At 72.0% G+C, this 24,582-nt stretch carries 26 protein-coding genes; 13 read left to right on the top strand and 13 right to left on the bottom strand.

Going from position 1 to position 24,582, the window contains the following annotated elements:
* The first annotated feature begins 541 nt into the window (after positions 1 to 541).
* Positions 542 to 832: a hypothetical protein gene (locus ACFYYN_RS18790; protein WP_500546701.1), complete on the top strand. Its 291-nt coding sequence runs from the start codon at positions 542 to 544 to the stop codon at positions 830 to 832.
* A gap of 18 nt (positions 833 to 850) precedes the next feature.
* Here ACFYYN_RS18790 and ACFYYN_RS18785 read toward each other — a convergent pair whose 3' ends face one another.
* Positions 851 to 1,921 (bottom strand): TDT family transporter, encoded by a 1,071-nt coding sequence (locus tag ACFYYN_RS18785; protein WP_500546700.1) that lies wholly within the window; start codon positions 1,919 to 1,921, stop codon positions 851 to 853.
* Positions 1,922 to 2,466: 545 nt separating this feature from the next.
* On the opposite strand from ACFYYN_RS18785, the gene ACFYYN_RS18780 reads away from it, so the two are divergent.
* Both ACFYYN_RS18780 and ACFYYN_RS18775 read left to right on the top strand, forming a co-directional pair.
* The gene (locus ACFYYN_RS18780; RefSeq protein ID WP_500546699.1) at positions 2,467 to 5,214 is read left to right on the top strand and encodes a multifunctional oxoglutarate decarboxylase/oxoglutarate dehydrogenase thiamine pyrophosphate-binding subunit/dihydrolipoyllysine-residue succinyltransferase subunit; all 2,748 of its coding nucleotides are present in this window, start codon (positions 2,467 to 2,469) and stop codon (positions 5,212 to 5,214) included.
* Positions 5,215 to 5,321: 107 nt separating this feature from the next.
* Positions 5,322 to 5,594 carry a hypothetical protein gene (locus ACFYYN_RS18775; RefSeq protein WP_500546698.1) on the top strand — a complete coding sequence of 91 codons (273 nt, stop codon included), beginning with the start codon at positions 5,322 to 5,324 and terminating at the stop codon, positions 5,592 to 5,594.
* 27 nt (positions 5,595 to 5,621) lie between these two features.
* Here the strand turns inward: ACFYYN_RS18775 and ACFYYN_RS18770 are convergent, their stop codons facing one another.
* The 3 genes from ACFYYN_RS18770 to ACFYYN_RS18760 all read right to left on the bottom strand — a co-directional run bounded on the left by ACFYYN_RS18770 (position 5,622) and on the right by ACFYYN_RS18760 (position 8,149).
* Positions 5,622 to 6,059 carry an ATP-binding protein gene (locus tag ACFYYN_RS18770; RefSeq protein ID WP_500546697.1) on the bottom strand — a complete coding sequence of 146 codons (438 nt, stop codon included), beginning with the start codon at positions 6,057 to 6,059 and terminating at the stop codon, positions 5,622 to 5,624.
* 260 nt (positions 6,060 to 6,319) lie between these two features.
* On the bottom strand, positions 6,320 to 7,336 hold the full coding sequence (locus ACFYYN_RS18765; protein ID WP_500546696.1) for a GlxA family transcriptional regulator: 1,017 nt from the start codon (positions 7,334 to 7,336) through the stop codon (positions 6,320 to 6,322).
* Between the two features lie 198 nt (positions 7,337 to 7,534).
* Entirely contained in the window at positions 7,535 to 8,149 is a 615-nt protein-coding gene (locus ACFYYN_RS18760) for a TetR/AcrR family transcriptional regulator (protein WP_500546695.1), read from the bottom strand.
* 198 nt (positions 8,150 to 8,347) lie between these two features.
* Between ACFYYN_RS18760 and ACFYYN_RS18755 the strand changes: the two genes are divergently transcribed.
* Positions 8,348 to 8,860: a DUF6884 domain-containing protein gene (locus ACFYYN_RS18755; RefSeq protein WP_500546694.1), complete on the top strand. Its 513-nt coding sequence runs from the start codon at positions 8,348 to 8,350 to the stop codon at positions 8,858 to 8,860.
* A gap of 66 nt (positions 8,861 to 8,926) precedes the next feature.
* Here ACFYYN_RS18755 and ACFYYN_RS18750 read toward each other — a convergent pair whose 3' ends face one another.
* Positions 8,927 to 10,234, bottom strand: a complete 1,308-nt coding sequence (locus tag ACFYYN_RS18750; RefSeq protein ID WP_500546693.1) for a UDP-glucose dehydrogenase family protein — start codon at positions 10,232 to 10,234, stop codon at positions 8,927 to 8,929.
* 230 nt (positions 10,235 to 10,464) lie between these two features.
* A complete protein-coding gene (locus tag ACFYYN_RS18745) occupies positions 10,465 to 10,638 on the bottom strand; it encodes a CsbD family protein (protein WP_499509936.1) in 174 nt (57 codons plus the stop codon).
* 189 nt (positions 10,639 to 10,827) lie between these two features.
* Here ACFYYN_RS18745 and ACFYYN_RS18740 point away from each other — a divergent pair, with 189 nt between their 5' ends.
* A complete protein-coding gene (locus ACFYYN_RS18740; protein WP_500546692.1) occupies positions 10,828 to 11,679 on the top strand; it encodes an RNA polymerase sigma factor SigF in 852 nt (283 codons plus the stop codon).
* Between the two features lie 45 nt (positions 11,680 to 11,724).
* Here the strand turns inward: ACFYYN_RS18740 and ACFYYN_RS18735 are convergent, their stop codons facing one another.
* Positions 11,725 to 12,108 (bottom strand): VOC family protein, encoded by a 384-nt coding sequence (locus ACFYYN_RS18735; protein WP_500546691.1) that lies wholly within the window; start codon positions 12,106 to 12,108, stop codon positions 11,725 to 11,727.
* Positions 12,109 to 12,233: 125 nt separating this feature from the next.
* Here ACFYYN_RS18735 and ACFYYN_RS18730 point away from each other — a divergent pair, with 125 nt between their 5' ends.
* Positions 12,234 to 12,710: a MarR family winged helix-turn-helix transcriptional regulator gene (locus tag ACFYYN_RS18730; protein ID WP_500326033.1), complete on the top strand. Its 477-nt coding sequence runs from the start codon at positions 12,234 to 12,236 to the stop codon at positions 12,708 to 12,710.
* Positions 12,711 to 12,727: 17 nt separating this feature from the next.
* On the opposite strand, the gene ACFYYN_RS18725 is transcribed toward ACFYYN_RS18730, so the two are convergent.
* A complete protein-coding gene (locus ACFYYN_RS18725; RefSeq protein WP_500546690.1) occupies positions 12,728 to 13,423 on the bottom strand; it encodes a TetR/AcrR family transcriptional regulator in 696 nt (231 codons plus the stop codon).
* Between the two features lie 304 nt (positions 13,424 to 13,727).
* On the opposite strand from ACFYYN_RS18725, the gene ACFYYN_RS18720 reads away from it, so the two are divergent.
* A complete protein-coding gene (locus ACFYYN_RS18720; RefSeq protein ID WP_500546689.1) occupies positions 13,728 to 14,345 on the top strand; it encodes an ester cyclase in 618 nt (205 codons plus the stop codon).
* A 135-nt stretch (positions 14,346 to 14,480) separates the two neighbouring features.
* Positions 14,481 to 15,248, top strand: coding sequence for an SDR family NAD(P)-dependent oxidoreductase (locus tag ACFYYN_RS18715; protein WP_500326039.1), 768 nt, complete (start codon positions 14,481 to 14,483; stop codon positions 15,246 to 15,248).
* 103 nt (positions 15,249 to 15,351) lie between these two features.
* On the opposite strand, the gene ACFYYN_RS18710 is transcribed toward ACFYYN_RS18715, so the two are convergent.
* Positions 15,352 to 16,278 carry an oxidoreductase gene (locus ACFYYN_RS18710; protein ID WP_500546688.1) on the bottom strand — a complete coding sequence of 309 codons (927 nt, stop codon included), beginning with the start codon at positions 16,276 to 16,278 and terminating at the stop codon, positions 15,352 to 15,354.
* A gap of 174 nt (positions 16,279 to 16,452) precedes the next feature.
* On the opposite strand from ACFYYN_RS18710, the gene ACFYYN_RS18705 reads away from it, so the two are divergent.
* Together ACFYYN_RS18705 and ACFYYN_RS18700 are read left to right on the top strand one after the other, a co-directional pair.
* On the top strand, positions 16,453 to 16,869 hold the full coding sequence (locus ACFYYN_RS18705; protein ID WP_500546687.1) for a MerR family transcriptional regulator: 417 nt from the start codon (positions 16,453 to 16,455) through the stop codon (positions 16,867 to 16,869).
* Positions 16,870 to 16,998: 129 nt separating this feature from the next.
* Positions 16,999 to 18,069, top strand: a complete 1,071-nt coding sequence (locus tag ACFYYN_RS18700) for a hypothetical protein (protein ID WP_500546686.1) — start codon at positions 16,999 to 17,001, stop codon at positions 18,067 to 18,069.
* 228 nt (positions 18,070 to 18,297) lie between these two features.
* Here ACFYYN_RS18700 and ACFYYN_RS18695 read toward each other — a convergent pair whose 3' ends face one another.
* The 3 genes from ACFYYN_RS18695 to ACFYYN_RS18685 all read right to left on the bottom strand — a co-directional run bounded on the left by ACFYYN_RS18695 (position 18,298) and on the right by ACFYYN_RS18685 (position 20,395).
* Complete coding sequence (locus tag ACFYYN_RS18695; protein WP_500546685.1) at positions 18,298 to 18,942, bottom strand: dihydrofolate reductase family protein; 645 nt, start codon at positions 18,940 to 18,942, stop codon at positions 18,298 to 18,300.
* Between the two features lie 349 nt (positions 18,943 to 19,291).
* Positions 19,292 to 19,561, bottom strand: coding sequence for a hypothetical protein (locus tag ACFYYN_RS18690; RefSeq protein ID WP_500546684.1), 270 nt, complete (start codon positions 19,559 to 19,561; stop codon positions 19,292 to 19,294).
* A 246-nt stretch (positions 19,562 to 19,807) separates the two neighbouring features.
* Positions 19,808 to 20,395 (bottom strand): PadR family transcriptional regulator, encoded by a 588-nt coding sequence (locus ACFYYN_RS18685; protein WP_500546683.1) that lies wholly within the window; start codon positions 20,393 to 20,395, stop codon positions 19,808 to 19,810.
* A 223-nt stretch (positions 20,396 to 20,618) separates the two neighbouring features.
* Between ACFYYN_RS18685 and ACFYYN_RS18680 the strand changes: the two genes are divergently transcribed.
* Together ACFYYN_RS18680 and ACFYYN_RS18675 are read left to right on the top strand one after the other, a co-directional pair.
* Positions 20,619 to 21,611 (top strand): oxidoreductase, encoded by a 993-nt coding sequence (locus ACFYYN_RS18680; protein WP_500546779.1) that lies wholly within the window; start codon positions 20,619 to 20,621, stop codon positions 21,609 to 21,611.
* A 149-nt stretch (positions 21,612 to 21,760) separates the two neighbouring features.
* Positions 21,761 to 22,993 carry an alkene reductase gene (locus tag ACFYYN_RS18675; RefSeq protein WP_500546682.1) on the top strand — a complete coding sequence of 411 codons (1,233 nt, stop codon included), beginning with the start codon at positions 21,761 to 21,763 and terminating at the stop codon, positions 22,991 to 22,993.
* A 40-nt stretch (positions 22,994 to 23,033) separates the two neighbouring features.
* Here the strand turns inward: ACFYYN_RS18675 and ACFYYN_RS18670 are convergent, their stop codons facing one another.
* Complete coding sequence (locus ACFYYN_RS18670; RefSeq protein WP_500546681.1) at positions 23,034 to 23,579, bottom strand: hypothetical protein; 546 nt, start codon at positions 23,577 to 23,579, stop codon at positions 23,034 to 23,036.
* A 366-nt stretch (positions 23,580 to 23,945) separates the two neighbouring features.
* On the opposite strand from ACFYYN_RS18670, the gene ACFYYN_RS18665 reads away from it, so the two are divergent.
* On the top strand, positions 23,946 to 24,533 hold the full coding sequence (locus tag ACFYYN_RS18665; protein ID WP_500546680.1) for a TetR/AcrR family transcriptional regulator: 588 nt from the start codon (positions 23,946 to 23,948) through the stop codon (positions 24,531 to 24,533).
* Positions 24,534 to 24,582: the final 49 nt, after the last annotated feature.

The following is a 24,582-nucleotide window of genomic DNA, read 5'->3' as shown; positions in this document are numbered from 1 at the left end:
CCGGACGTTCCCGAACACGAAAGATGCGATGATCGGCCTTCTCACCCCCCAGCGGCGCTCGCCGGGGACCGTGGCGGCGTCCGGCTTCTCCACCGGTGACGCGCCGGAGAACATCACCGTCGACCCGGACGGGTCGCTGACCCTCTCGATGCGGGGAAGCTTCGCCGGCAAGCCCCCCGGAACTGGTGCGCCTCGGCGCCTCCGGCAGGCACCGGACGGTGCTGGTGACCGGCGTCCTGGGCGACACCTTCACCGGCAACACCCGCGGCGCCCACGGGACGGTCCACCACACCCTCTGGTCGAGCGACCCCGCGCGCGCCGGCGTCCGGAAGCTCGCCCCGGGCAGCCGCACCGTCCGCCGCATCGCCGCACTGCCGGCCGACGGCCTGCCCAACGCACTGGCCGTCGACCCCGGCGCGCGCACCCTCTACGTCGCGGACAGCCGCAAGGGCACCATCCGGGCCGTACCCACGGCAGGCGGGAAGGCGCTCCACCGGCTCACCGACCAGGCCCTCGCGCCGCTCCCGGCACCCTCCACCAGGTGGCCGGGGGCACGGCCGGCATGGACGACTTCAGCTTCCTCGGCGACCGGTCCGACCGGTCCGACGTGGTGCTGTCCGCGGTCAACGCCGCGAACCGCGTCGACGTGATCTACCCGGACGGCACCCGGGCGACGGTGCTCACGGCGGCGGACGGGCTCGCCTCGCCCACGGCCACCGCGGTGCGCGGCACCGTCCTCCACGTCACCGAGGCCGGCGTGCAGGAACCCCATCACGCGCAGGTGCAGCGTGCGAGGATCCACCCCCGCGCCCCGCGTCCCACCACGGGCTGAGGCGACCCACGGAGGTGTTCACGTCCGGGCTTCCCTGCGGACGCCCCGCGGGGCGACGTGGCCGGCGGCGTGGTGCAGCGAGCGCCAGGCCACCACCGCCCAGGCCGCCACGAGCAGGACGTAGAGCACGACGGCGGTCCACACGAAGGGCTGTGATCCGGTGCGGGTGGCGAGGGCACCCGTGCCGGTGACGCAGGCACCGAGCGGGAAGATGAAGGACCACCAGCTGGGCGCGAAGGGGAGTCCCGCGCGCAGCTGCCGTACGGTTAGCGCCGCGGCGAGCACCAGCCACAGCATCGCGAAGCCCCACAGCCCGATTCCGCCCAGCAGCGCGAACGCCGCCGCGGCCCGGGCGTACGGAGCGGGCAGCGCGGTGGGCGCCGCCGTGGCCAGCGAGCCCATCGCCGTGACCGCCTGGTCGACGGCGCCCAGGCCGATCCACACCGTGGGCACCACCGCTCCCGTGGGTGCGTCGTGGTGGACCAGCCGGCTGAAGACCATCGCCAGTACCAGCAGGACCGCCACCAGGCCGAGCCCGAGCATCGCGTAGCAGCCGAGCAGCAGGGCCAGCCGCGGCTGCCCTGCCGGTGTGTGCGGGACCAGCAGGGCGCCCGTCGCCGCGGAGACCAGCGGCGGCACCACCGGCATCAGCCAGCCGCCGAACGCCGCGTCCGGAGCGAAGCGGTGCCGGGTGACCATCACGTACGGCACCGCGCAGGCCGCCGCCAGGCCGAGTACGGTGCCCAGTGACCACAGCGCCCAGTCCACGTTCAGGGCCGTACGCGCTCCGAGCACCTGCCGGCCGAGCAGTTGCGCGCCCGCCCCCACCGTGAGCAGTGCCATCGGAGGGGCCCCGAGGAACGGCGCCAGCATCGGATCGCCGGCGTGCACCCGCAGCGTCCGCTGCCTGAGGTAGCCGGCCGCGAGGACGACCAGGAGCAGTGCGGCGCCCGCCCAGACCACCGTGGCCGCGTCGCGCAGCCAGGCGGAGCTCCGCGGCAGGGTGACCGCCGCGTTGGCGACGATGCCGGTGCCCATGACCGCCGCGAACCAGCTGGGGCCCAGGTGCGGACGTCGCGTCCCGGTCAAGGCCGGCAGCCGGGGACGTGCATGGGTGGCGTGCCGGGGCCCCGCGTCGCTCCGGGGCGGGAGGGACCGGGTATCGCTGGGGTCGGATGTCACGGCGGAGAACGCTTCTTTCCTCGCATCGGGAATCGCCGTCGGCAATCGGCACACCGGCCCCCAGGCCCAACAGCTCACGGGCCGGGGCCGCAGCCGTCGGCTCGTTGGCCCTACGACGTTACGGTGACGTTCGGCTCCCTCCGTATCACTGCGCGTGCCATGACACCCTCACATGAGGACGTCCGGCCCGCGGAACCCAGCGGGCGCCGGACGCACCGGCCCGGCACGGCGCGGGGGAACGTCCTGATGTGACGCCTCCCCGGCACCTTCGGCCCTCGGCGTCGGCCCGGCACCGTCCTAAGGTCGGTGGTGCCACACGGTCAGCGATGCGCGCACCCCGCCGGCACGGGACGGGGCCGCTCCCCCACCGGGAGCCATGCGCGGTTGACGGGGCCCTTGCGATTGCGCCCGCCATCGGCTGTCCCGAATGAGGAAAGAAGGCGATCCACCCAGTGGCGTCGACATCCAGCGCCGAAGAACCGGCACTCCACGGACCGGAATTCGGCCTCAACGAATGGCTCGTGGACGAACTGTACGAGCGCTACCTGCGCGATCCCGGATCGGTCGACGAGCAGTGGAGGGACTTCTTCGTCTCCCCCGCCGCCACCGCCGGACGTCAGGAGCGTGCCGGCACGCCGTCCGCGCACGAGGACGCGCGAGAAGCGGCGGCCAAGGCCGTGCGCGTCGCCGCGCTCATCCACGCCTACCGCGTACGCGGACACCTGGTGGCCGACGCCAATCCCCTGGCGGCCGGTCGGGTGACCACGCACCCGGAGCTCGACATCGCGGCCTTCGGGCTGCGCGACGAGGACCTGGAGGCGGAGTTCGTCGTCGACGGCTTCGCCGGGCGCGACACCATGACGTTGCGCGGCGTGCTGGACGTCCTGCGCAGGTCCTACTGCGGGACGGTGGGCGCCGAGTACATGCACATCCAGGCCTTCGAGGAGCGCCGCTGGGTGCAGGAGCGGATCGAGGCGCCTTCGCCCCGGCCGGACCGTGCCGACCAGTTGCAGGTCCTCTACCGGCTCGGTGCCGCGGAGGCCTTCGAGACCTTCCTGCAGACCAAGTACGTCGGCCAGAAGCGGTACTCGCTCGAAGGCGGCGAGTCGGCGATCGTGCTGCTCGACGCCCTGCTGCTCCGCAGCATCCGGCACGGGATGCGGGAGGCGGTCATCGGGATGGCCCACCGGGGCCGGCTCAACGTCCTGGCCAACATCATCGGCAAGTCGTACGGGAACATCTTCCACGAGTTCGAGGACGCGGTGGACATCCTGTCGGCCCAGGGGACCGGCGACGTGAAGTACCACCTCGGCGCGGAAGGGACCTACCACGCCCTGGACGGGGGCGCGATCGCCGTCTCCGTCGTGGCGAACCCCTCCCACCTGGAGATCGTCGGGCCGGTGGCCGAGGGGGTCGTGCGCGCCAAGCAGGACCTGGCCGACGGCGACGGCGCGGCGTTCCCCGTCCTGCCGGTCGTCGTCCACGGCGATGCCGCGTTCGCCGGGCAGGGCGTGGTCTCCGAGACGCTGAACATGTCGCAGCTGCCCGGCTACCGCACCGGCGGGACGGTGCACGTCGTCATCAACAACCAGCTCGGTTTCACGACCTCGCCCGCCAGCGGCCGCTCCAGCACCTACGCCACCGCCGTCGCGCGCACGGTCGAGGCCCCGATCTTCCACGTCAACGCGGACGACCCCGAGGCCGTCGTGCGGATCGCACGCCTGGCCTTCGACTACCGCCAGGCGTTCCACAAGGACGTCGTGATCGACCTGATCTGCTACCGGCGCCACGGGCACAGCGAGGTCGACGACCCGTCCATCACCCAGCCGGCCATGTACGACCGCATCGACGCCACGCCTTCGGTGCGCAAGCTGTACGCCCAGGCCCTGGTCGACCGGGGGGCCATCGACGAGCGGCAGGCCGAAGGCGCCCTGCGGGACTACCGGGAGCGCCTGGAGCAGGCCTTCGCCGAGACGCGGGCCCTGACGGCGGCCGGTTCCCCGAAGCCCGCCACCCCCGCGGACCACCGGGACGACACCGCGGTGCCGGTGCCGACCGCGATCACGGAGGCGGCCGCCCGGCATGTGATCGCCTCCCAGACCGGGCAGCCCGCCGACTTCACCGTGCACCCGCGCGTCCTGCCGCAGCTCCACCGGCGCGCCACGATGCTGGACGCCGGCACGATCGACTGGGCCACCGCCGAGACCCTGGCGATCGGCTCCCTGCTCATGGAGGGGGTGCCGGTGCGGCTGTCAGGACAGGACTCCCGCCGCGGCACGTTCGGCCAGCGTCACGCGGTGCTCACCGACCGGCGCACCGGCGCGGAGCACACCCCGCTGAACGGCCTCGGCGCGGACAGCGCGGGCTTCTCCCCCTACGACTCGATGCTGTCCGAGATGGCGGCCCTGGCCTTCGAATACGGCTACTCGCTGGAGCGACCCGACGCGCTGGTGCTGTGGGAAGCCCAGTTCGGCGACTTCGCCAACGGCGCGCAGAGCGTCGTCGACGAGTACATAGCGTCGTCGGAACAGAAGTGGGGCGAACGCTCCGGGGTGACGCTGCTGCTGCCCCATGGACTGGAGGGACAGGGTCCTGACCACTCCTCCGGCAGGATCGAGCGGTTCCTCCAGCTGTGCGCGCAGGGGAACATGACCGTCGCCGTCCCGACGCTGCCCGCGAACTACTTCCACCTGCTCAGGCAGCAGGCGCTCGGTGAGCGCAGGAGGCCCCTGGTGGTGTTCACCCCCAAGTCGATGCTGCGGCTGAAGGAGGCCACCTCGGGGCTGGCGGACTTCACCACGGGCTCCTTCCGACCGGTCGTACCGGACCGGGACGTCGACGGCGCACAGGCCCGGCGCGTGCTGCTGTGCTCGGGGAAGGTCTTCTACGACCTGGACGCGTACCGGCGGAACGCCGGCCTGCGGGACACCGCGATCATCCGGCTGGAGCGTCCCTACCCCTTCCCGGACGAGGAACTCGGCGCGGAGCTCGCCCGCTTGCCCCGTGACGCCGAGGTGCGGTGGGTGCAGGAGGAGCCGGAGAACCAAGGGGCCTGGTCCTTCGTCAGGCCGCACGTGGAACGGCTGGCGGGCCGCCCCCTCGGATGCGTCAGCCGGCCGTCCGCCTCGGCCCCCGCGGTGGGCTCCGCCCGGCGGCATGCCGCGCAGCAGAAGGAGCTCGTGGAGTCGGCCTTCCGCTGACCACTCCCGCGACGGCGTACGACACCCCTGGGACCGTCCTCCCGGGGGTGTCCGTCGTAGGGGGCCGCTGCGACGGCGTGCCGGCCGCGGGCCGTACGATCCGGCGCATGATCCGGATCTCCTGGGCTCTGGTGGCCCAGCACGTGGACGAGTGGTCGGGAACCGACCTGGACGAGGGCGCCGCGGTCCTCGAGGACAGGGTGCGCGCGGCGGTCGCCACGATCGGCCTGAAGCCCGAGGCCGTAGAGCATTGGTGGGCGGACTTCCTCACGCCCGTGGTCGATTCACTCCGTACGGAGGGCACTGCCGCTCTCGCCCGGGGCGAGTCGTGGAGCAAGGCGGCCGGACCGTTCCTCGCCTGCGCCTCCCGGGTCGGCTGACCGGACGGAGCCGCGGCGCGAAGGTCTCTAAGCGGCGAACAGGTCCGCCCAGTGCGTGAATCCGGCGTAGTCGGAACGGACGCCGTGCCGGGCCGACAGGGCCCTGACGATGCCGAGGCCCCGGCCGTGCTCGTCCGGGTCGGTGGCGCCCGCCGCCGCGCGGAGCCCTTCCGACGGACCCGAGTCGGTGACCTCGACGCGCAGCGCGCTGCGCCCGTCGACCTCGGTCCACGACAGACGCAGGCCCGCGGGGCCGTCGGTGTGCACGATGGCGTTGGTGGCCAGCTCCGATATGACCAGCAGCACGTCCTCGGCGACCGGCGGGGCCATCTCCCACTCGGCCAGGATCTTCCGCACCCTTCGCCGCATGAGGGACAGGGCGCTGTGGAAGTGCGGCAGCGTGCAGGCGTGTTCATCGTCGTTCAGGGGTGTCGGCTCCGGATGCACCGCCTCGGTGTCCTCCACCGCGCTCCGTGCCCGCGGCACCTCTGCTTCGGGGCAGGCCGGCGCACGTCGCCCGCGCCGACCGGGTTCGGGAGTCGGACCGATGGAAGTCATGGTGATCGCCTTCTGCTCGCTCCGGGCCGCCGACGTCCGCCTGCGACTCCTACCCGAGAAGGAGGCTTCACAACGGCCGAGGGCCGCTGTTTCCCAAGCGTTCAACTCCCGGAAGCCTGTTGCCCGTGGCCTCGCTCACGGCCGGCCATGACGCACATCGCCGTGTGCTACGCGCCCGCCCTCGGGCTCAGGTCCCCGGCGCCCAGGCCGGTCGTCCGGAAACTGGCCCGGAACGCCGCCGGCGTCACGCCCAAGTGTCGTACGAACGCCCGGCGCAGGGACTCGGGCGAGCCGAATCCCGTGCGCCGCGCCACGACGGCCATGGGGTCGTCACCGGTCTCCAGCATCGCCTGGGCGGCCTCCAGCCTGACCTGCTCCACGTACCGTCCCGGACTGGTGCCCACCTCGTCGTAGAACAGCCGCGTGACGTGCCGGACGCTGACGCCGGCCCTGCGGGCCATGGCCGTCAGGGAGTGGTTGTCCCCGGGGTTCTCCGCTACCGAGTCCAGGACCTCGCGGAGCATCTCCTGGCGCGGGTGCGGCAGCCGGGAGCGCGCGCTGAACTGGGACTGGCCGCCCGGTCGCTGCATGAAGACGACCATGTCCTTGGCGACCGCCCGGGCGACCTCCGCCCCGTAGTGCTCCTCGACGAGAGCCAAGGACAGGTCGATGCCGGCGCTGACGCCGGCCGAGGTCATCATCTTCCCGTCGCGGACGAAGATGGCGTCCGGCTCGACCTCCACGGACGGGTAGCGCAGCCCCAGTTCCCGGGTCTGCCTCCAGTGCGTCGCCGCCCGCCGGCCGTCCAGCAGCCCGGCCGCGGCCAGCAGGAAGGCCCCGGTGCACACCGATGCCGTGCAGCGAGCCTTCCCGCTCAGTCCCCGTACGGCGTCCAGCAGGGCGTCGTCCTTGATCACGGTTTCCCATTCCGGGCCGCCCGGGACCACCAGGACGTCGCACGTCTCGTGCACGTCGGCGACGGACAGGTCGGCACTGAGACGCGTCCCGGCGGCGGTGACCACCTCCGCCCCGTCCTCGGACACGACCTGCACCCGGTACGGTCCGCCCCATTCGTTCGCCGAGGCGAAGACTTCGATGGGGCCCGTCACGTCGAGCAGCCGCACCCCCGGGAAGACGAACACCAGCACCGTGAGCGGACCCGCTCCAGGCTGCTTGTGAAACATGGGACACCTCCCGGTCATGCGCCGCGCGGACCGCGGTCGCCGCGGTTCCCCGAGGACCCCAGGACGACGACGGCGGAACCGCCGTTCCCCGGCTTTCCACCTGCCATCGTGCGCGCGCGACCCGCGCCGACGCCACGACCTGTTTGCTCCCTCCTGAGAGGCACAACCTCCCAGGCCGCACACCGGCACCACGCCGTCTCATGCGGCGGGCGCCCGAGGGCTGCGGGCACCCAGCAGCGCAAGGCAGTTGACCCACAGCGGGCCGAGCTGCGCCGTGCTGTTGTAGAGCTTGGCGAACAGGACCCGGCCCTCGAGCTGTGCCACCACGGAACGGGCGGCCGCCCGCGTGTCCGGGACCGTCACCTCGCCCCGCCGCAAGGCCTCGACGACGACCGACTCCACCATGCCGACCTGCGCTTCGAAGATCTCCCGCAGGCGTTCGCGGACGACTTCCGTCAGTTCGCCCGACTCGACCGCGAAGTTGGCGAACATGCAGCCCGCGACGATGCCGCAGTCCCGTTGTCCCGCACCTTGCTGGGCGCTGGTGGCCTCGAAGAGCGTCCGCAACCGCGACAGGGGTTCCGCGTCGGGATCGAGGAGGCGGAGCCAGGCGCGTCGTTGCGCGTTCCAGTGCTCGTCGATGACGCTGAGCGCGAGTGCCTCCTTGGAGGCGAAGAAGTAGTGGAAACTGCCCCTGGGCACTCCGGCCGCCCTGCAGATCTCCGCCAGCCCCAGCGCCGCGTAGCCGCGTTGGTCGAACAGCGTGTGAGCGGCGCTCAGAATCTTCACTCTGGAGCCACTGGTGCTTCCCATACGAGAACTATACGACCGGTCACCTATTGGACCCGCCCCGCTCCGCGGTACGTCCGGATGTGAGGGCCCGATGGCATGTCCTTCCGCTACGGCCCTCTCCCCCCGCCGTGTTGCACCTCGTGGCACGGGACGAGGACGGACCGCGCGAGAGCTCGCGTCCGTCGCGTCCGAGCGCAGACGGACCCGGAAGGAACCTGCATGACTCCGACGCAGTACACCGACGGCTTCCGACCGGAGCTGGTCGTCATCCCTTGCGGCTCCCGCAAGTTGGACCACCGGGCCAGGGCGGCCGACATGTACATCGGCAGCTACCACCGCGCGTGCCGGAAGGCCGCCGAGGCGCTCCAACCGGACCGGCTCGTGATCCTCTCCGCCCGGTACGGCCTGCTGGACCTCGACGACGAGATCGACCCGTACGACACCCCGCACGGGCACGCCGACGCGGTCACCGACGCAGTTCTCCGCGCCCAGGCGGAAGACCTCCGGATCGCCACCGTCGACCCCGTCGTCATCCTCGGCGGCGCCCGTCACGTCGCGCTCGCCAAGGCCGTGTGGCCGCACGGCCTCACCCCGCTGAGCGGAACCAGGGGCATGGGTGAGCAATTCGCGCGCCTCGCTGCGATGGCACGCGCAGAAGCCACGCGACCCCCCGCCACGGCGAAGACACGCGATGCCCGGCGGACCGTGGCACTGCGCCGCCTCAACAGCTGATCGGGCGACCACGCCGGCGGGCCGGCCCGGGCTCCCGGCGCTCCGGCCCCCGCGGGCCGTCAGCCGTCAGCCGGAGACCGTGCGACGGCCCACGCTCATGTACGTGAAGCCCAGCCCTGCCATGCCGGCCGGGTCCAGCACGTTCCTGCCGTCGAACACCAGCGGCCGGCGCATGACGTCCCTGGCCTGCTCCCAGGGCACTTCGGCCAGTTGGGGCCACTCGGTGACGATCAGCGCCGCGTCGGCCCCGGTCATCGCCTCCAGAGGGGTGGCGTGGCGGGTCGTCGACGACCACGGTTCGACGTCGCCGGGCTGCGCGAGGGGGTCCCAGGTCCGGACCGTGGCGCCCTCGGCCAGCAGCCGGGACGCGATGACCGTACTGGGCGCCTCGCGCATGTCGTCCGTACCGGCCTTGAAGGCCATGCCGAGCAGGGCGACCGTCGTGCCGCCCAGGCCGCCCAGCTCCGCCTTCAGCCGCTGGATCGCCCGCCGCGGCTGCAGGTCGTGGACCTCGATGACGGCGGTCAGCAGCTGGAAGGCGTAGCCGGCGTTGCTGGCCATCGCCCGCAGCGCCCTGGAGTCCTTGGGGAAGCAACTGCCGCCGTAGCCGAGGCCCGCCTGCATGAAGTACGGGCCCAGCCGGTGGTCCAGGCCGATCGCGCGGGTCACGTGCTCGATGTCGGCTCCGGTCGCCTCGCACATCGTCGCGATCTCGTTCGTGAACGTGATCTTCGTGGCGAGCAGGGCGTTCGCGGCGAGCTTGACCATCTCGGCGGACGCGGTGTCCATCACCTCCACGGGGCCGTCGATGCCGTGGTGCAGGCTCCTGACCAGGTCGGCGGTGGCCGGGTCGTCCACGCCGATGACGATCCGGTCCGGGTGCAGGAAGTCGCCGACCGCCTTGCCCTCGGCGGTGAACTCCGGGTTCGAGGCGTAGCCGACGTGCGTCAGGCCGGCAGCGTCCAGGGCGGCGCGCACCCGCACCGCGGTGCCCACCGGCACCGTGCTCTTGACCACGACCGCCGCCAGGTGCGACGCGGTCTTCAGCGCGTCGATCACCGACCACACCCGGGACAGGTCCGCGTCCCCCGACGCCGTGGGCGGGGTGTCCACGCAGACGTAGGCGACCTCGGCGTCCCTGACGGCTACCTCTGCGTCCAGGGTGAACGTCAGCCGTTCCTTGTTGCGGGCGATCAGGTCTCCGAGGCCGGGCTCGTAGATCGGCACGTCACCCGCCTCGAGGAGACGGATCCTCTCCGGCTGGACGTCACGGACCACGACGTCGTGACCCAGTTCGGCGAAGCAGGCCCCGGTCACCAGGCCGATGTAGCCGGCGCCGAAGATGGCGATACGACGTTGGGACGGCTGAGGCATGCGCGGTGTTCCGTTCGTTCTCGAGGCGAGCCCCGCGCCCGGGTGGGGCACTCGCTCCCGCTGGGACCGTGGCCGGGGCCGGGGCCGGCGCCCTGGATCCCGTCCGCTCTCTGGCTGGTGCGGGGCAGCATAGCCCCTTTCGGACGCCTGCCTGACGGGCCGTGAGACCGGGCATGAGCGTGGGGCGACCCGCTCGGGCCGCCCCACGGACATGAGCTCGGTGCCGGTCGTCAGTGCCGGCCGATGTCCTTGATCTTCTCCTTGGCCTGGCGCGCGTCGCCCTTGGCCTGCTCCATGCGGCCCTCGGCGGTCAGCCGCTCGTTGCCCACGGCCTCTCCAGCGGCCTCCTTGGCCTTGCCGACGGCCTGCTCGGTCTTCGCCTTGGCCTTCTCATTGGCGGCCATGCTGCTCACCTTCCCAGGTATCGAGGTCATGTTCTGTGGTTCGCCTGACCGCTGGGCGGCGTCGCAAACACCACTCACTCGTGACTCACTCGTGCGCGGGAACCCGTGGACTGCCGGGCTTGGGCGGGGGTAGGCGGGTGACGCACCGAGGGTGCAGGCTGGAACATACCGACGAGGAGGGTTGCCGAGATGCAGATCGCAGTGGCCGGTGGCAGTGTCGCGGCGACGCAGGAGCACGGCGCTGCGGACGCGCTTCCCGAGGTGCCGGGCAATATGACGCCGCCCGAGATCCGGCAGGTCTCCAAGGTGATGTTCGCCCGGCTGCAGGCCTTGGAGGAGGGCACAGCCGAGTACCAGTACGTGCGCAACACGCTCATCGAGATGAACACCTCGCTGGTGCACTTCGCGGCCCGCCGGTTCTCCCAGCGCGCCGATCAGATGGAGGACATCGTGCAGGTGGGCACGATCGGCCTCATCAAGGCGGTCGACCGGTTCGATCCCGCCTACGGCGTGGAGTTCGTGACCTTCGCGGTGCCGACCATCGTGGGCGAGATGAAGCGGTTCTTCCGCGACACCAGCTGGTCGGTCCACGTGCCCCGGCGCCTGCAGGAACTCCGCATCGAGGTGGCCAAGGCCACCGACGCCCTGGAAGCCGAACTGGACCGGGCCCCGACGACGGCCGAACTGGCGTCCCGCCTGGAGATCACCGAGGAGCAGGTGCTGGAGGCCCTGACCGCCGCCAACGCCTACTCGGCCGCCTCGCTCGACGCGCCGGCGACCGAGGACGACGACGGCAGCACTGCCTGGGCGGAGCGCCTGGGCTACGACGACGCCGCCTACGGCAAGGTCGACGACATCGAGGCGGTCAAGCCCCTCATCCGGCAGCTGTCCGAGCGGGATCGGCTGATCCTCTCCCTCCACTTCGGGCACGACATGACCCAGGCCGAGATCGGCGCCCACCTGGGCGTCTCGCAGATGCAGGTCTCCCGGCTCCTGTCGCGGATCCTCACCCGCCTGCGCGCCCAGGCTCTGACTCGTTGAGCCGACGGAACCCGGCTTCCCCCGGCCGCCCCGGACCCCGTGGTGTCAGAGGGGCTGGAGCCTGCGGCGCAGGAGGCAGAATTCGTTGCCTTCCGGGTCGGCCAGCACGTGCCAGCTCTCGGTGCCGGTCTGGCCGACGTCGGCGGGCCTCGCGCCCAGCGCGAGCAAGCGCTCCAGCTCGGCGTCCTGGTCGCGGTCGACCGGGTTGACGTCGATGTGCAGCGGGAGCCTCCCGGTCCGTGGATTGCTGCTCGGGCTGAGGATGAGGGTGGGCTGCGGGCCGCCGAAGCCGACGCCGGGCGGCCCGATCTCGATGCTTCCGTCGTCCTCCCGGCCGAGTTCGACGTAGCCGAGGACCTCGCTCCAGAACGCGGCGAGCCTCTCGGCGTCGGCGGCGTGGATGACCAGCTCGCTGATGCGGCATGACATGCCCGGGAGTGTAGGCAGTCACGGCGCACCGCGCGATCGCCTTCTGCTCGGCGGCCGCCGTGGATGCGAGCCGCATCACGGCGAAAAAGCGTTCGCTTACTTCTCGAAGCAAGTAATCTTGAGTCATGTCTGACGTCATGCCGCAGCAGGAAGCGGCCCCGGAGGGAATCACGCCCCTCAGCCCTGATGAAGAGGCGGTCATCCGGTCGCTGCACCGCGTCATCTACGCCCTGCCCCGCGCCATGGACGCCGATCTGGTCCGCGAGCAGCGGCTTCCACTGACCGAGTACATGGCCCTGATGCACCTGTCCGAGGCACCGGAGCGGCAGATGCGGATGACCGATCTCGCCGTCGCCTGCGAGCGGTCGCTCAGCGGGATGACGCGGGCCGTGTACCGGCTGCAGAGCGACGGGCTCGTCCAGCGCGTCAAGGACACCCAGGACGCCCGCGGCTGGAACGCGGTCCTCACCGACGCCGGCCTCGCCCGGCTGCGGGAGGCGTGGCCGACCAATCTGGCCTCCGTACGGCGTCGCTTCCTCGACCACCTCGACGGCCTGGACCTCAAGGCGCTCGCCGCGGCCCTGGCGAGGATCGCCTCCTGACGCGACCGCCCCGGCTGTCAGGCCCGCCCGGACCGGCCGGTGACGGGCCCGTGGTCCGAGGGCGGAAGCAGTCCGTGCAGGACAAGCGCGGAGAGCGCGTCGGCCATGGTGTTCCTGTCGCGCTCCACCGTCGGGAGTTCGTCGGGGTTGAGCCGGTCGGCGATCGGGTCTTGCGCCAGGGCCAGCGCGGGGCCCGTGACGGCGAAGTACAGGACGTGCGGGGGGACGCGCGGCATGCGGCCCGCCGTCATGAGGCCGTCGACCGTCGGCTCGATGCTGTCCCAGAACGGCTTGATGAACCGCTGGTGGAGATAGTCCAGGCGACCGGAGTCCCGGGTCGACTCGTCGGTGAGCAACCGGTTCATGGCGGAGTCGTTCGCGGCGAGGCGGTACAGGTGGACGACGACGGCCCGTAGGCGTTCGCCGTCGTCGTGGCACTCGGCCAGGAGCCGGTCGAGCGCGGGCTGGGCGTCCCGCAGCGCGAAGTCCACCACCGCGCGCCAGAAGTCGCCCTTCGACCCGTACCGTTCGTGGACGAAGTTGTGGCTCACGCCGAGCCGTCGGGCCAACTCCCGCATGGTGGTGGCGGCGTAGCCGAGCTCGGCGAAGGTGTCCAGGCCCCGCCGGAGGATCTCGCTCTCGCGCAGCCGGACGGGGGCGTACTTCCCGCGCGCCGTCGCCGCCGGCGCCTGATCCGGTGTTCCGTCGGTCACTCTGGCATCGCTCCGTTCGGCGTCGGCCGGCTGACGTCGATCGCACTCCCCCTCGGTCACCGCGCCGGTGATGCCCCCGGTACTGGCGCATCGCGCCTGGTGGGCGGCGCGCGCGTCCGAAATCCCCGGCGGGATGGCGAGGCGATCGCCGGTGATCCAAGTCTTCCATGCCGGTCACCGGCCGGGTGACCGCGGGAGGGCCCCCACCGGAAATCGCTTGACGCTTGTCAAGCTCGAGAGGGATGCTTGACGCGTCAATCACTTCGGTGCTCTCGGGCACCGATGATCAGCTGAGGAGTGCCCCGTGATCTTCCACAAGACCCGTGAGGCCGCATCCGCCCCCGTCACTCCCACGTCCATGGGACGCAAGAAGGTGCCGGCCGCCATGACCGGCCTCGCCGTCGCCGCCGCCCTGACCGCCGTGGCCGTGCCGGCCGCGGCCCAGAGCCCGGCACCGAACGCCGCCTCGTCCGGCCACGCGGCCCACCACCACTACCTCTCGCCGCTGCAGGTCACCTCGGCGTACTACGCCAGCTACAACGGCGACCTGGCCGCCGGATTCGACCGCTACATCTCCAAGGACCTGGTGCTCCACGGCTTCAACGGCCCCGAGAACCGGGACGACTGGATCACGGGCGACCTCAACATCAAGGCCGGGCTCACCGGCTTCAAGATGACCGTCCTGGACCAGATCGTGGAGGGCGACAAGGTCGTCACCCGCTGGAGCTTCGCGGGGCGTCACACCGGCACGGTCTTCGGCATCCCCGCCTCCGGCCGCGACGTCCAGCTCAGCGGCATCTCCATCGACCGCGTCATCCACGGCCAGTCCGTCGAGCACTGGTCGGAGGGCAACTTCGGGGTGTTCCTGGACGAGCTCCGCGGTGGGACGCCTCCCGGCACCGTTCCCCCCACCACGAAGTAGCGCTCGCACGGCCCGCCTCACCAGGCCGTGGCACGCACCCCGGGCGCCCGCCCGCAGCGAGCGCCCGGGGGGGGCCACGGCATCGCACACCCGCACGCGCACACCCGCACACCCGCACAGACCAGGAGCACTCCCATGACACCTCTTCTTGACGGCAAGATCGTGCTGATCACCGGCACCGGCGGAGGCATGGGCCGCGTCGCGGCCCAGGTGTTCGCCGGAGAAGGCGCCAAGGTCGTCGGAGCCGACATCAACCCCGACGCCAACGAGGAGACGACCGAACTCGTCCGCCGCGCGGGCGGCGAGATGACCGGCATCGCTCCGGTCGACCTCACCGACCCCGAGCAAGTGCGGCGCCTCGTCGAAGGTGCCGCGGCCGCCTACGGCGGGCTCGACGTCGTCTACAACAACGCCGCCTCGTTGCGTTTCGGCCCGCTGCCCGACTTCTCCGTCGAGGACTGGCACGCCACCATCACCGGCGAACTCGACATCCCCTTCTTCGTCTCGGAATTCGCCTGGCCCCACCTGGTGCGCCGCGGGGGCGGCGTCATCATCAACGTCGCCTCCATGGCCGGCATGATCGCCGGGGAGAACCCCCCGATGGTCGGGCACACCGCTGCCAACGCCGGCGTCATCGGCATGACCCGGCAACTCGCGCTCGAAGGCGCCCCGCACGGGATCCGCGCGGTGGCCATCAGCCCCGGCCCCGTCCTGACCCCTGCCAGCGACCGCGACCTCGGCGACAACCAGACCGCCCGCGACGCGATCACCGGCAAGACCCTCCTCAAGCGCTTCGCCCGACCCGAGGAGATCGTCGACCTCGCCGCCTTCCTCGCCTCCGACCGAGCCTCCTACATCACCGGGGCGAACTACGCCGTCGACGGCGGCGCCAGCGCCTGGTGACGCGGCACGCCCGGCCCCACCCCTGAAGCTCCGGGGTGGGGCGGAACACGCACATGCCCGGCCCGCGGCCCCAGTGGGCGCTCCGCGGACGGCCCGTACGGACTCAGGCGGTGTGCCAGCGGACCCCGGTCAGCTGCTGCGAGCGCTCCCACAGCCGGCGTCCGAGCTCCGGGTCCTGGGCCGCCGCCGACAGTTGCACGGGGACGGGATGCCCGGATCGTCCGCCCTTGCCGTCAGGTCCGATGTAGGAGCCCGCGGCGAGATCGGGCTCGGTCGCCGCGTAGAGCTGGGGCAGGGCTCCCCTCTCCGGACTCTGCGCGAAGAGCCTGCCGGACACGCGCATGGCGATCCCCACGGGCCCGGTGCCCTTGCTCTGCATCGGCGTGTTGCTGTAGCCGGGGTGCGCGAGAACGCTGGTGATCGGCGACGAAGACGACCGCTCGCGCCGGGCGAGCTCCACGCCGAAGACCGCGTTGGCCAGCTTCGATGCCGAGTAGGCGGCGAGGGGCGTGTACTTCCGCGACCACGCGGCGTCGTCCAGGTCGAGTTCGCCCTTCTCGTGCATGTACGACGTCACGGTGACCACCCGCGGCGCCGGCGACCGGCGCAGCACCGGTTCCAGCAGCGCCGTGAGGGCGAAGTGGCCGAGGTGGTTCGCGGCGAGGTGGCGCTCGGCGCCCTGCGCGGTCACGGAGTGCCCGACCATGGAGATGCCCGCGTTGTTGACCAGTACGTCGACGGACTCCTCCTCGCCGATCTCCTCCGCCGCCCGGCGGATCGAGTCCACGTCCAGCAGATCGACCCGGCGCACCGCGACCTCGGCGCCGGGATACGCCCCGCGCAGCGAGGACGCGACCGCTTCCCCCCGTGCGGTGTCACGGACGGCGAGCAGTACCCGGCCGCCGTGCGCGGCGAGCTCGCGCGCCGTCACCAGACCGAGACCGCTGGTCGCGCCCGTCACGACGAAGGTGCGGCCCTCCTGTGGGGCCATTCGGTCAGCGGTCCATCCCTTGCTGGAGCCTGTCGGCATCGTTGATCTCGCAATCTTCTCGGCACGGTCCCGGTCACCCCGCGCCGGCAGCTCCGGGGCCGTGCAAGAAGCTAAACCTTTCCATTAGTGTGAAGGTCAAGCGGCGACGCCGGTCGCCCGCGGTGCGGCGGCGAGGCGCACCGTCCGTACGGATGCCCAGCCAAGGAGGGCGATGTGAAGATCGGGGACCTGGCCGAGAAGACGGGTGTCGCGCCGCGGCTGCTCCGCTACTACGAGGAGGTCGGCATCCTCCACCCCTTCCGGAGCGCCAACGGGTACCGCAGCTACGGCGAGCCCGCCATCGACCGCGTCCTGCAGATCCGCGAACTCCTCGAAGCCGGCCTGACGACGGAGATGATCCGCGAGGTCCTGCCCTGCCTCGATGCCGCGAAGGAGGGGACGGAGGTCCGGTCCTGCCCGGCGGCGAAGGACCTTGACGGACTGCGACGTCAGCTCAGCAGCATCGAGCGACGCATCGAGGTGCTGCAGCGCAACCGGCACGCGATCAAGGCGTACCTGCGCGCCTGGGAGGACGCCGGTGCCGCGACGCCCGCCGCCTCCGACGAGGTTCCGGGCGCGGTCGCGGGGTGACCGGCGGCGACATGCCGCGAACCGCCGCCGACGATGTCTCCAGGGCCTCCGTGTCAGTGGGCGCGCCTAGGGTGCCGGACATGATCACCGGCAGAGCGCCGGGCTGTTCGGATCCTCGTGGGGGCTGGGATGTTCTGGCGGAACAAGAAGCCCGAAGAGCGTGCGCAGTGGGAGCTCGATCCGCTGGTGGGTGTGGGTCCGCTGCGGTTCGGGATGAGTCCCGACCAGGTCAAGGCAGCGCTGGACGGGGCGGACGTCCACGTGTCACGAAGCAGGGAATGCACCTTGTCCTGGCAGCGGTACGGGGACCTGGGGGTGACCGCGATCTACGGGCCGGGGACGCGGCTGGCCGCTGTCGCGATCCTGGCGCACGACGGTCCGCGGGTGCGGCTGCGGGACGTGGAACTGATCGCCCGGCCCCCGTCCGAGGTGCGCGCGGGCATCCACGATCTCGCCCGTGGCGAGGGGGTGGAGGTCCGGGTGAACTGGAGCGGTGATCCCGAGGTCGCCGCGTGGGGCGTCTCCATGGGCACCGCACTGGAGTGGGGGGAGGATCCGCAGGGGTACGCGGTGCGGAGGGACGCGGTGATCACCAGCGCCCTGTTCGTCGGCCCGGAGCTGGCCGGGGACCCGTACGGGGCCGATCCGGTCATCCAATGGCGGGACGTCCGCGAACGGGAGACGAACCCGGGGGCATGGCCGGTGAGGGCCGGGCAGGACAGACCGCACTGGGGCTTCACTCCGCTGGAGAGCATCGGTCCGCTCCGCTTCGGGATGCTCCCGCAGCAGGTCGTGGCCGCCTTGGGCGGCGAGGTACCGGCCGAACGGCAGGGCCACTATCCGTGGCCGGTCCACGGGAAGGCCGGGCATTGGTACCTGGACGAGGACCGGTTTCACGACGCCGGGGTGACCGCCCACTACTGGCACCTAGAGGGGTTCCCCACCTTGGCGGCCGTGACCGTGCACGGACGGACCGGCCCCCAGGTCACCTTCGCCGGAATGGAGTTGATCGGCAGGACGCTGTCCGCAGTCGACACGGACCTGACCCGGTACATCGAGAAGCAGCGGATCGACCTGCTCATCGGCTGCGGCGGCGACCTGGGACCGGACGGGGCCCATATGTACGTGCGGGCCGCCAGAGCCGGGGACACCGTGGTCAGCGAAGCCCGGTTCTTCGTGGAGGACTGGGACGACCACTGATGCCGCACGAGCCGCCCTCGGCCGTGGGACGCCATGACGCGACGAGTCGGATGTGACGGCGGTGCTGTTGCGGCATCAAGCGGTCGAAGACGATTCCGTCCCGCGCGGCGGCGAAGGAGCCGGACGGGGATCCGCACCGCTTGCCGGGGAGGCACTTCGTCGCTGCGTCGGCGGTTCGAACCGCCGACGCCGTGACGGAATGCCGACCGGGCGCATGCACCGCCGGCGTCAGTCGCCGCGCCCGACGCCGCGATCGGGTGCGCTCATGTCCCCCGTGCCGGGCGTGCCGTCGGCGAGCCCGTAGCGCAGGTACACGGTGCCCGTCGGGCTGGCGGCGGGCGGTTCGAGGAGCCTGACGTTCGTGGGGACCGCGCCGCCGTCGAACACCTTCTTCCCCACGCCGAGCACGATCGGGTGCATCCAGAGGTCGAGACGGTCGAAGAGCTTCTCACGCAGGAGGGTCTGCACCAGGTTCAGGCTCCCGACGACCTTCACGTGCTCGTGCCGGTCTCGGATCTCGCGCACCGCGCCGGCCAGGTCCGGGCCGAGCTGAGTGGACCCCGCCCACGAGAGGTCGGGCCTGCCGCGGGAGGCCACGTACTTCGGGACGCTGTTGAAGAGCGTGGCGATCTCGCCGTCCTCGCCGCCCTTCTGGTGCGGCCAGTAGGCGGCGAAGATGTCGTACGTCCGCCGGCCGAGAAGCAGGGCGTCCGTGCCCTCGTACGCGGCACCGACCTGCGCCCCGGAGACCTCGTCCAGCAGGGGCGCCTGCCAGCCGCCGAACGGGAACCCCTCCGGGTCCTCGTCGGGGCCGCCGGGCGCCTGCCCGACGAGGTCGAGGGTCGCGAACATTTCGATGTGGATCAGGCCCATGTCTGACTTCCGATGCGTTGGTCGTCTCGGTCGGGAGGTAGACCGGTGGGCGCCTGGGAACTCATCGCTGCGACGGCATCCGGCTTCGTACGCCTGCGGGCGGCAGCCAGGCGTGGTCCGGCCAGGCGTCGGCACGGGCACGACGAGGCCCCCAGGTCGGGCTGCGCCCGACCCGGGGCTCGGGAAGCCGGAGTGCTCGTACAGGCACACCGCTCCCCAGGAGCAGCTGCGGTCGACCGCGTTCGCCGGAGCGGCCCGGGACCCCTCGGACCGCGTTGGAACGGGATGCACGACCTGCTGCCGGTCAGGTGCGCGGCCGGTCGCCCCGAGCTCGCCTCTTCCGCCCGCGTCACACCGTCTCGGCGTACCGCTCCCCCGCGTACGCGCGCAGCACCGGGACGACCGCCTCCGCGCCTCCGGGCAGGCGGTCCAGCCGGTCCAGCACGTAGGCCCGGTGGCCGTCGGAGAGGTGGCTGGGGTGTTCGCCCGCGTGCGTGCCTGGCAGCGGCCACACGGTGAGGCACGGCCGGGGGTCGGGGCCGTACGCCCGCCGCCCGATCGTGACGGTGGCCATCTGCGGCCACCGGAAGTACCCCTCCTCGCCGGACACTTCGCGCATACCGATGCCGTCGGCCCCGATCCGCAGCCGCAGCGGCCCGCGCCAGCGGACGTAGGGGAAGCACGCCTGGATCCAGAGGACGAGCGCCGCGAGCGCCGACAGTGGGACGGGATGCCGGTTCCGGCTTCCCGCCCTGTCGCGCCGCGGTGGGCACGTCCGCCGGGTCCCCTCGCGCCGGTGCACGTCCGCCGGGTCCCCTCGCGCCGGTCGGCGCGGACGGATGCGACACGCGACGGCCGCCGTCGTTCACGCCTCCCCGGCGCCCTCGCCGATGAGGTCCGCCGGCGAGGCGGCGATCTCGTGCCAGAAGCCGATCATCAGGCGCTCGAACCGCAACCCCACCTCCACCGTCGCCCGCTGGGGCGAGCCCGCGCGCAGCAGTCCGGAGGTGACGAGCTGCCGGTACTCCGCGAGTTGGCCCTCGTGGGCCTGGATCTGCTCCGCGGCGAGCCGGCTGATCGCGTCCACCGTGTCCGCGTCGCCGGGACCGCCGGCGTCACAGGCCTGCGGCTGGAAGTACAGCCGCAGCAGCCCCTCGTCGTGGATCTCGGTGATCGCCCGGGTCGGGGCGGCGAGCCACCGGCACAGCTCGCGTCGCCCCTCGTCGGTGAGTGACAGGGTGCGGCGATGGCGGCCGCCCTCTTCCTGGTGCTCGACGACCAGTCCGCGCCGCACCAGCCGTCCGGCCTCCGCGTACAACTGCGAGCGGGGGAAGACCCAGAAGTACCCGATGCTCTGGCGGATCCTCTGGTCGAGTTGGTAGGGGGTCGCGCCGTCCTGCTTGCTCAGCAGGCCGAGCACGACGTAGGCACTGATCGGCAGCACGGTCGGCATCGCTGTCCCCGATTCGGACCATCTGGATCTCGATATTCCGGACATAACCGTCCATACCCTACCGTGGAATGTGACGGTTGAGAGGGACCGACACGACCGGCGCAAGCCAGCAAGCCGCACCGGCGGACGCCTCACCGGGCGCGATGACGTCCGGGTGTTCGCCCGGTACCCACTCCCCCATCCAGTAGGAGGCAGTTGCGTGAGCACCACCTTGTTCGAGCCCATGACCCTCCGGTCACTGACCGTTCCGAACCGGATCTGGATGGCCGCCACGTGCCAGTCCACCGCCCCACCGGACGGCGAGCAGGCGGGCGTGCCGAACGACGGGCACTTCGCCCACCTGGCGGCGCGCGTCACCGGCGGCACCGGGCTCATCCTCAACGAACCCACCGCGGTCAGCCCCGAGGGTCGGACCGGTCCGTACGACCTCGGCATCTGGAACGACACCCAGGTCGAGGCCTTCCGCCGGATCACCACATTCCTCAAGTCCCAGGGCACCGTGCCCGGCATCCAGCTCGCCGCCGGGCATCGGGACGCCACCGAGGGGACCTGGGTCGACCGAAGGTTCCCCGGCGCCCCTGGCAGGCAGTACGGCTGGGCGCCCGGCGGTCCCACCGCCGTCCCGTTCGGCACCGGCTCCACCACGCCGGAACAGCTCAGCACCGAGCAGATCGGCCGGATCGTGGCGGACTTCGCCGACGCCGCCCGGCGCGCCCTGGACGCCGGTTTCCAGGTCGCCGAGATCCACGGCGTCCACGGATACCTCATCAACCAGTTCCTCTCCCCGCACACCAACCGCCGCACCGACGGCTACGGCGGAGACTTCGCCGGCCGCACCCGCTTCGCCCTGGAGGTCGTCGACGCCGTCCGCGCCGTGTGGCCGCAGGACCTGCCGGTCTTCTTCCGCACGTCCGACCACGACTGGCCGGAGGAGATCACCGACGACACCCTGCGCCTCGCCAAGGAGTTGCAGGCCCGGGGCGTGGACCTGATGGACGTCCCCACCGACGGCGACCTCCTCCGCCACCAGACCGGCATGCCCGTCGCCGCCGTCGGCCCCCTCACCGGGCCGGCCCAGGCGCAGGCCGTCGTCCGCTCCGGCCAGGCCGACGCCGTCCTCCTCGGCCAGGAGTTGCGCCGCGACCCGTACTGGGCACTCCGCGCGGCCACGTCGCTGGGCGGGAGGGTCAACACCCGCCGGTACCAGGCGGCGTAAGTCACGGCTCGGCGGCCGGGAGGCAGATCCGACGCCCGCGCCGTCCGGCGACCGCCACGTACCCGGCGTCACACCTCCGGGCCCCACAACCGCCTGGCCTGCACCTTCACCGCTCCTCAGCCCCATCCCCATTTCCCGGAGAGCAAACCATGCACGACAGCCCCCTGTTCGCCCCCGTCCGGCTCGGCGCCCTGTCCCTGTCCAACCGCTTCGTCATGCCGCCGATGACGCGAAGCCGCTCCTTGCCGGACGGCAGCCCCGGCCCCTCCGCGGCGCTCTACTACACCCAGCGCGCCTCGGCCGGACTGATCATCACGGAGGGCACCGTCGTCTCCGCCGAAGGTGTCGGCGGCCCCGGCATCCCGGGCCTGTGGAGCGACCCCCAGGTCCAGGGGTGGAAGCACGTCACCGACGCGGTGCACGCCGCGGGGAGCACCATCGTCACGCAGCTGTGGCACACCGGCCGCGCCTCGCACCCCGTCTTCCAGCCCGACGGCAAGACCCCGGTCGGCCCCTCCCCCATCGCGATCGACGGCCTGGTCTTCACCGACGAGGGCCGCGTGCCCTTCGTGACGCCGCGACCGCTGGAGATCGACGAGATCCAGGCCGTCGTCGCCCAGTTCGCCCAGGCCGGCACGAACGCGCTGGCGGCCGGCTTCGACGGCGTGGAGGTCCACGCGGCCAACGGCTACCTGATCGACCAGTTCCTCCAGGACAGCGCCAACCGGCGCACGGACCGCTACGGCGGGAGCGTCGAGAACCGCGCGCGGCTGCTGCTGGAGGTGGTCGACGCCTTGATCGAGACGGTGGGGGCGGACCGCATCGGCGTCCGCATATCCCCGAGCAGCGTCTTCCAGAACATGGCCGACTCCGACCCGGAGGCCCTGTTCGGCTACGTCGTGGACGCGCTCGCCGCTCGCGACCTGGCGTACCTGCACCTGGTGGAGCCGGGCATCGTCGGCAACGACGACTCCACGGCCGAGCGCCGGCCGGCCGACTCCATCGACAGTGCCTGGGCCCGCGAGCGCTACCCGGGCCGTCTGATCGCGACCGGCGGCTACGCACGCGAGGAGGCCCTGCGCGCCGTGGAGAACGGCACCGTCGACGCCGTCGGCTTCGGGCGCGACTTCATCGCCAACCCCGACCTGCCCGAGCGCCTGGCCCGCAACGCGGAGCTGCGCGAGGCGCTGCGGGCCACCTTCTTCGGTGGTGACGACCGCGGCTACCTCGACTACCCCTCCCTCGATGCCGAGCGCCTCCTGGCCGAACTGCGCGGGGGACGTCTCGAGCCGGTGCCCGGCCTGGAGCTGAACTCCGGGACGCCGCTGGACACATGGCACCTGGCCTGGGCCCAGCAGCAGCTCAGCGCCGCCCCAAACTGACCCGGACGGATACCGCACCCGGGCGCCGGCACCGGGTCCGTCAGCCCGACGACGCCTGGCTCAGCTTCTTGAGCTGGGCGTCGATGACCCGCCGGGGGACCTCGGTGGGTTTGCCGTTCACGCCGAAGAGGTTCGAGGCGAACGTCGTGACGGTCGTTCCGCTCCGGACCACCACGTAGGTGAAGACGACGGAGTGCGCGGGGCCCATGTCGTCCGCGGGCATGTCGAGCGTCATGCGGTAGGAGAGCGCGTCGTCCCCCAGCGAAGGAACCGGCAGCTTGCGGATCTGCGAGTACGTCCAGCCGGTGACCGAGGACCCGGGTGGCGCGAACTTCGTGCAGGTGTCCACCGCACCGCGCAGTTCCGTCATCACCTTGACCGATTCCTGCTGCCGGTAGGAGTTGAGCGCCACCGTCGTGGACGACGTGTCGCCCTCATCGGACGTGCGACTGACGATCTTGGCGACCTGCCACACGGGCTGGTACCTGCCGACGAACGCGGTCATGTCGTTGAGCGGCTTGCACCGCGCGGGGGCGGGAGCGACCGGGCCCACCACCGGCTGACCGGCCCCCACGTCGCCCACCACGGGGCCGACGCTGAATCCGTCGACGTCCCCCGACCCGAGAGCGGTCCGCTCCAGTTCCCGGTGACCGAGGACTTTCGCGGGTGCCGCGGCCTGCCTCCCGGGGTGCGAGGCCCCCGCACCGTCCAGACCCCCGTCCCCGCCCCCGCGCTCGCATCCGCATCCGACAACGGCCACGGTCAGCACGCACACCGCCGCGGCTGCCCGCGCCACCCCTCTGCCCACGTTCCCCACCCGGTTCCGACGACGCACCGGCACGGAGCGGCAGTCCCGCGGTACCGGCGATGAACAGCGCATGCTCCCACGCGAGTGGCGCCACAGCAACGAGATCCACACCCGGAAGTAGAAAGACCGTTCTATGCTGTAGCCATGTCGAACGTTACGCACGCATCCGCGCCGGTCCGCCCCTCCGAGGCCCGCGAACGGTTGCTGGGCACGGCGAGCCGGCTCTTCTACGGCGAGGGCATCCGGGCCGTGGGGGTGGACCGCGTCATGGCGGAGGCCGACGTCGCCCGCGGCACCTTCTACCGGCATTTCGCCGGCAAGGACGACCTGGTGCGTGCCTACCTCGAGGCGACGGATCAGGAGATCCGGGACCGGATCACCGCGGCGCAGACAGGCATCGGTTCGCCTTCCGACTTCCTCGCCGCCGTGGCGCACGGCATAGGTGAGGAAGTGTGCGGCGCCGGGTTCCGGGGCTGTCCGTTCATCAATGCCACGGCTGAGTACCCGGACCCCGAAAGCCCCGCCCACCAGGCGGTGCTGCGACACCGCGCCTGGTTCCTCCAGGTGCTGCAGGACGCCTTCCAGCGGCTCGGTGCAGCCGATCCCGCACGTTCGGCCGACGCCATGATGGCCATGCGGGACGGTGCGATGGTGGCCGGCTACCTCGGCGACGCCCGGGCCGCGGGCGCCGTCCTGGAGCACGGGGTCGCCGTGCTCATGGCCGCGGCCTGAGTCCGGCTCCTGCGCACGGGCCCCCGGCCCCCTCCCGTAGGTGCCGGGA

The organism is Streptomyces sp. NPDC001902 (assembly GCF_042891295.1).
In the GTDB taxonomy this organism is placed as follows: domain Bacteria; phylum Actinomycetota; class Actinomycetes; order Streptomycetales; family Streptomycetaceae; genus Actinacidiphila.
Note: the sequence above shows the minus strand (reverse complement) of the source record. Positions and strands in the feature narration are given on the sequence as shown.

Coding starts and splice junctions, on each gene's coding strand:
- ACFYYN_RS18765 (WP_500546696.1), bottom strand. CDS start 7,336: ATGTTTCACAAGCAGCCTGGAGCGGGTCCGCTCACGGTGCTGGTGTTC.
- ACFYYN_RS18690 (WP_500546684.1), bottom strand. CDS start 19,561: ATGCGCGAAGTGTCCGGCGAGGAGGGGTACTTCCGGTGGCCGCAGATG.
- ACFYYN_RS18755 (WP_500546694.1), top strand. CDS start 8,348: ATGACTCCGACGCAGTACACCGACGGCTTCCGACCGGAGCTGGTCGTC.
- ACFYYN_RS18745 (WP_499509936.1), bottom strand. CDS start 10,638: ATGGCCGCCAATGAGAAGGCCAAGGCGAAGACCGAGCAGGCCGTCGGC.
- ACFYYN_RS18665 (WP_500546680.1), top strand. CDS start 23,946: ATGTCGAACGTTACGCACGCATCCGCGCCGGTCCGCCCCTCCGAGGCC.
- ACFYYN_RS18760 (WP_500546695.1), bottom strand. CDS start 8,149: ATGGGAAGCACCAGTGGCTCCAGAGTGAAGATTCTGAGCGCCGCTCAC.
- ACFYYN_RS18685 (WP_500546683.1), bottom strand. CDS start 20,395: ATGCCGACCGTGCTGCCGATCAGTGCCTACGTCGTGCTCGGCCTGCTG.
- ACFYYN_RS18700 (WP_500546686.1), top strand. CDS start 16,999: ATGTTCTGGCGGAACAAGAAGCCCGAAGAGCGTGCGCAGTGGGAGCTC.
- ACFYYN_RS18775 (WP_500546698.1), top strand. CDS start 5,322: ATGATCCGGATCTCCTGGGCTCTGGTGGCCCAGCACGTGGACGAGTGG.
- ACFYYN_RS18740 (WP_500546692.1), top strand. CDS start 10,828: ATGCAGATCGCAGTGGCCGGTGGCAGTGTCGCGGCGACGCAGGAGCAC.
- ACFYYN_RS18750 (WP_500546693.1), bottom strand. CDS start 10,234: ATGCCTCAGCCGTCCCAACGTCGTATCGCCATCTTCGGCGCCGGCTAC.
- ACFYYN_RS18735 (WP_500546691.1), bottom strand. CDS start 12,108: ATGTCATGCCGCATCAGCGAGCTGGTCATCCACGCCGCCGACGCCGAG.
- ACFYYN_RS18730 (WP_500326033.1), top strand. CDS start 12,234: ATGTCTGACGTCATGCCGCAGCAGGAAGCGGCCCCGGAGGGAATCACG.
- ACFYYN_RS18710 (WP_500546688.1), bottom strand. CDS start 16,278: ATGCCGACAGGCTCCAGCAAGGGATGGACCGCTGACCGAATGGCCCCA.
- ACFYYN_RS18675 (WP_500546682.1), top strand. CDS start 21,761: ATGCACGACAGCCCCCTGTTCGCCCCCGTCCGGCTCGGCGCCCTGTCC.
- ACFYYN_RS18680 (WP_500546779.1), top strand. CDS start 20,619: ATGACCCTCCGGTCACTGACCGTTCCGAACCGGATCTGGATGGCCGCC.
- ACFYYN_RS18695 (WP_500546685.1), bottom strand. CDS start 18,942: ATGGGCCTGATCCACATCGAAATGTTCGCGACCCTCGACCTCGTCGGG.
- ACFYYN_RS18715 (WP_500326039.1), top strand. CDS start 14,481: ATGACACCTCTTCTTGACGGCAAGATCGTGCTGATCACCGGCACCGGC.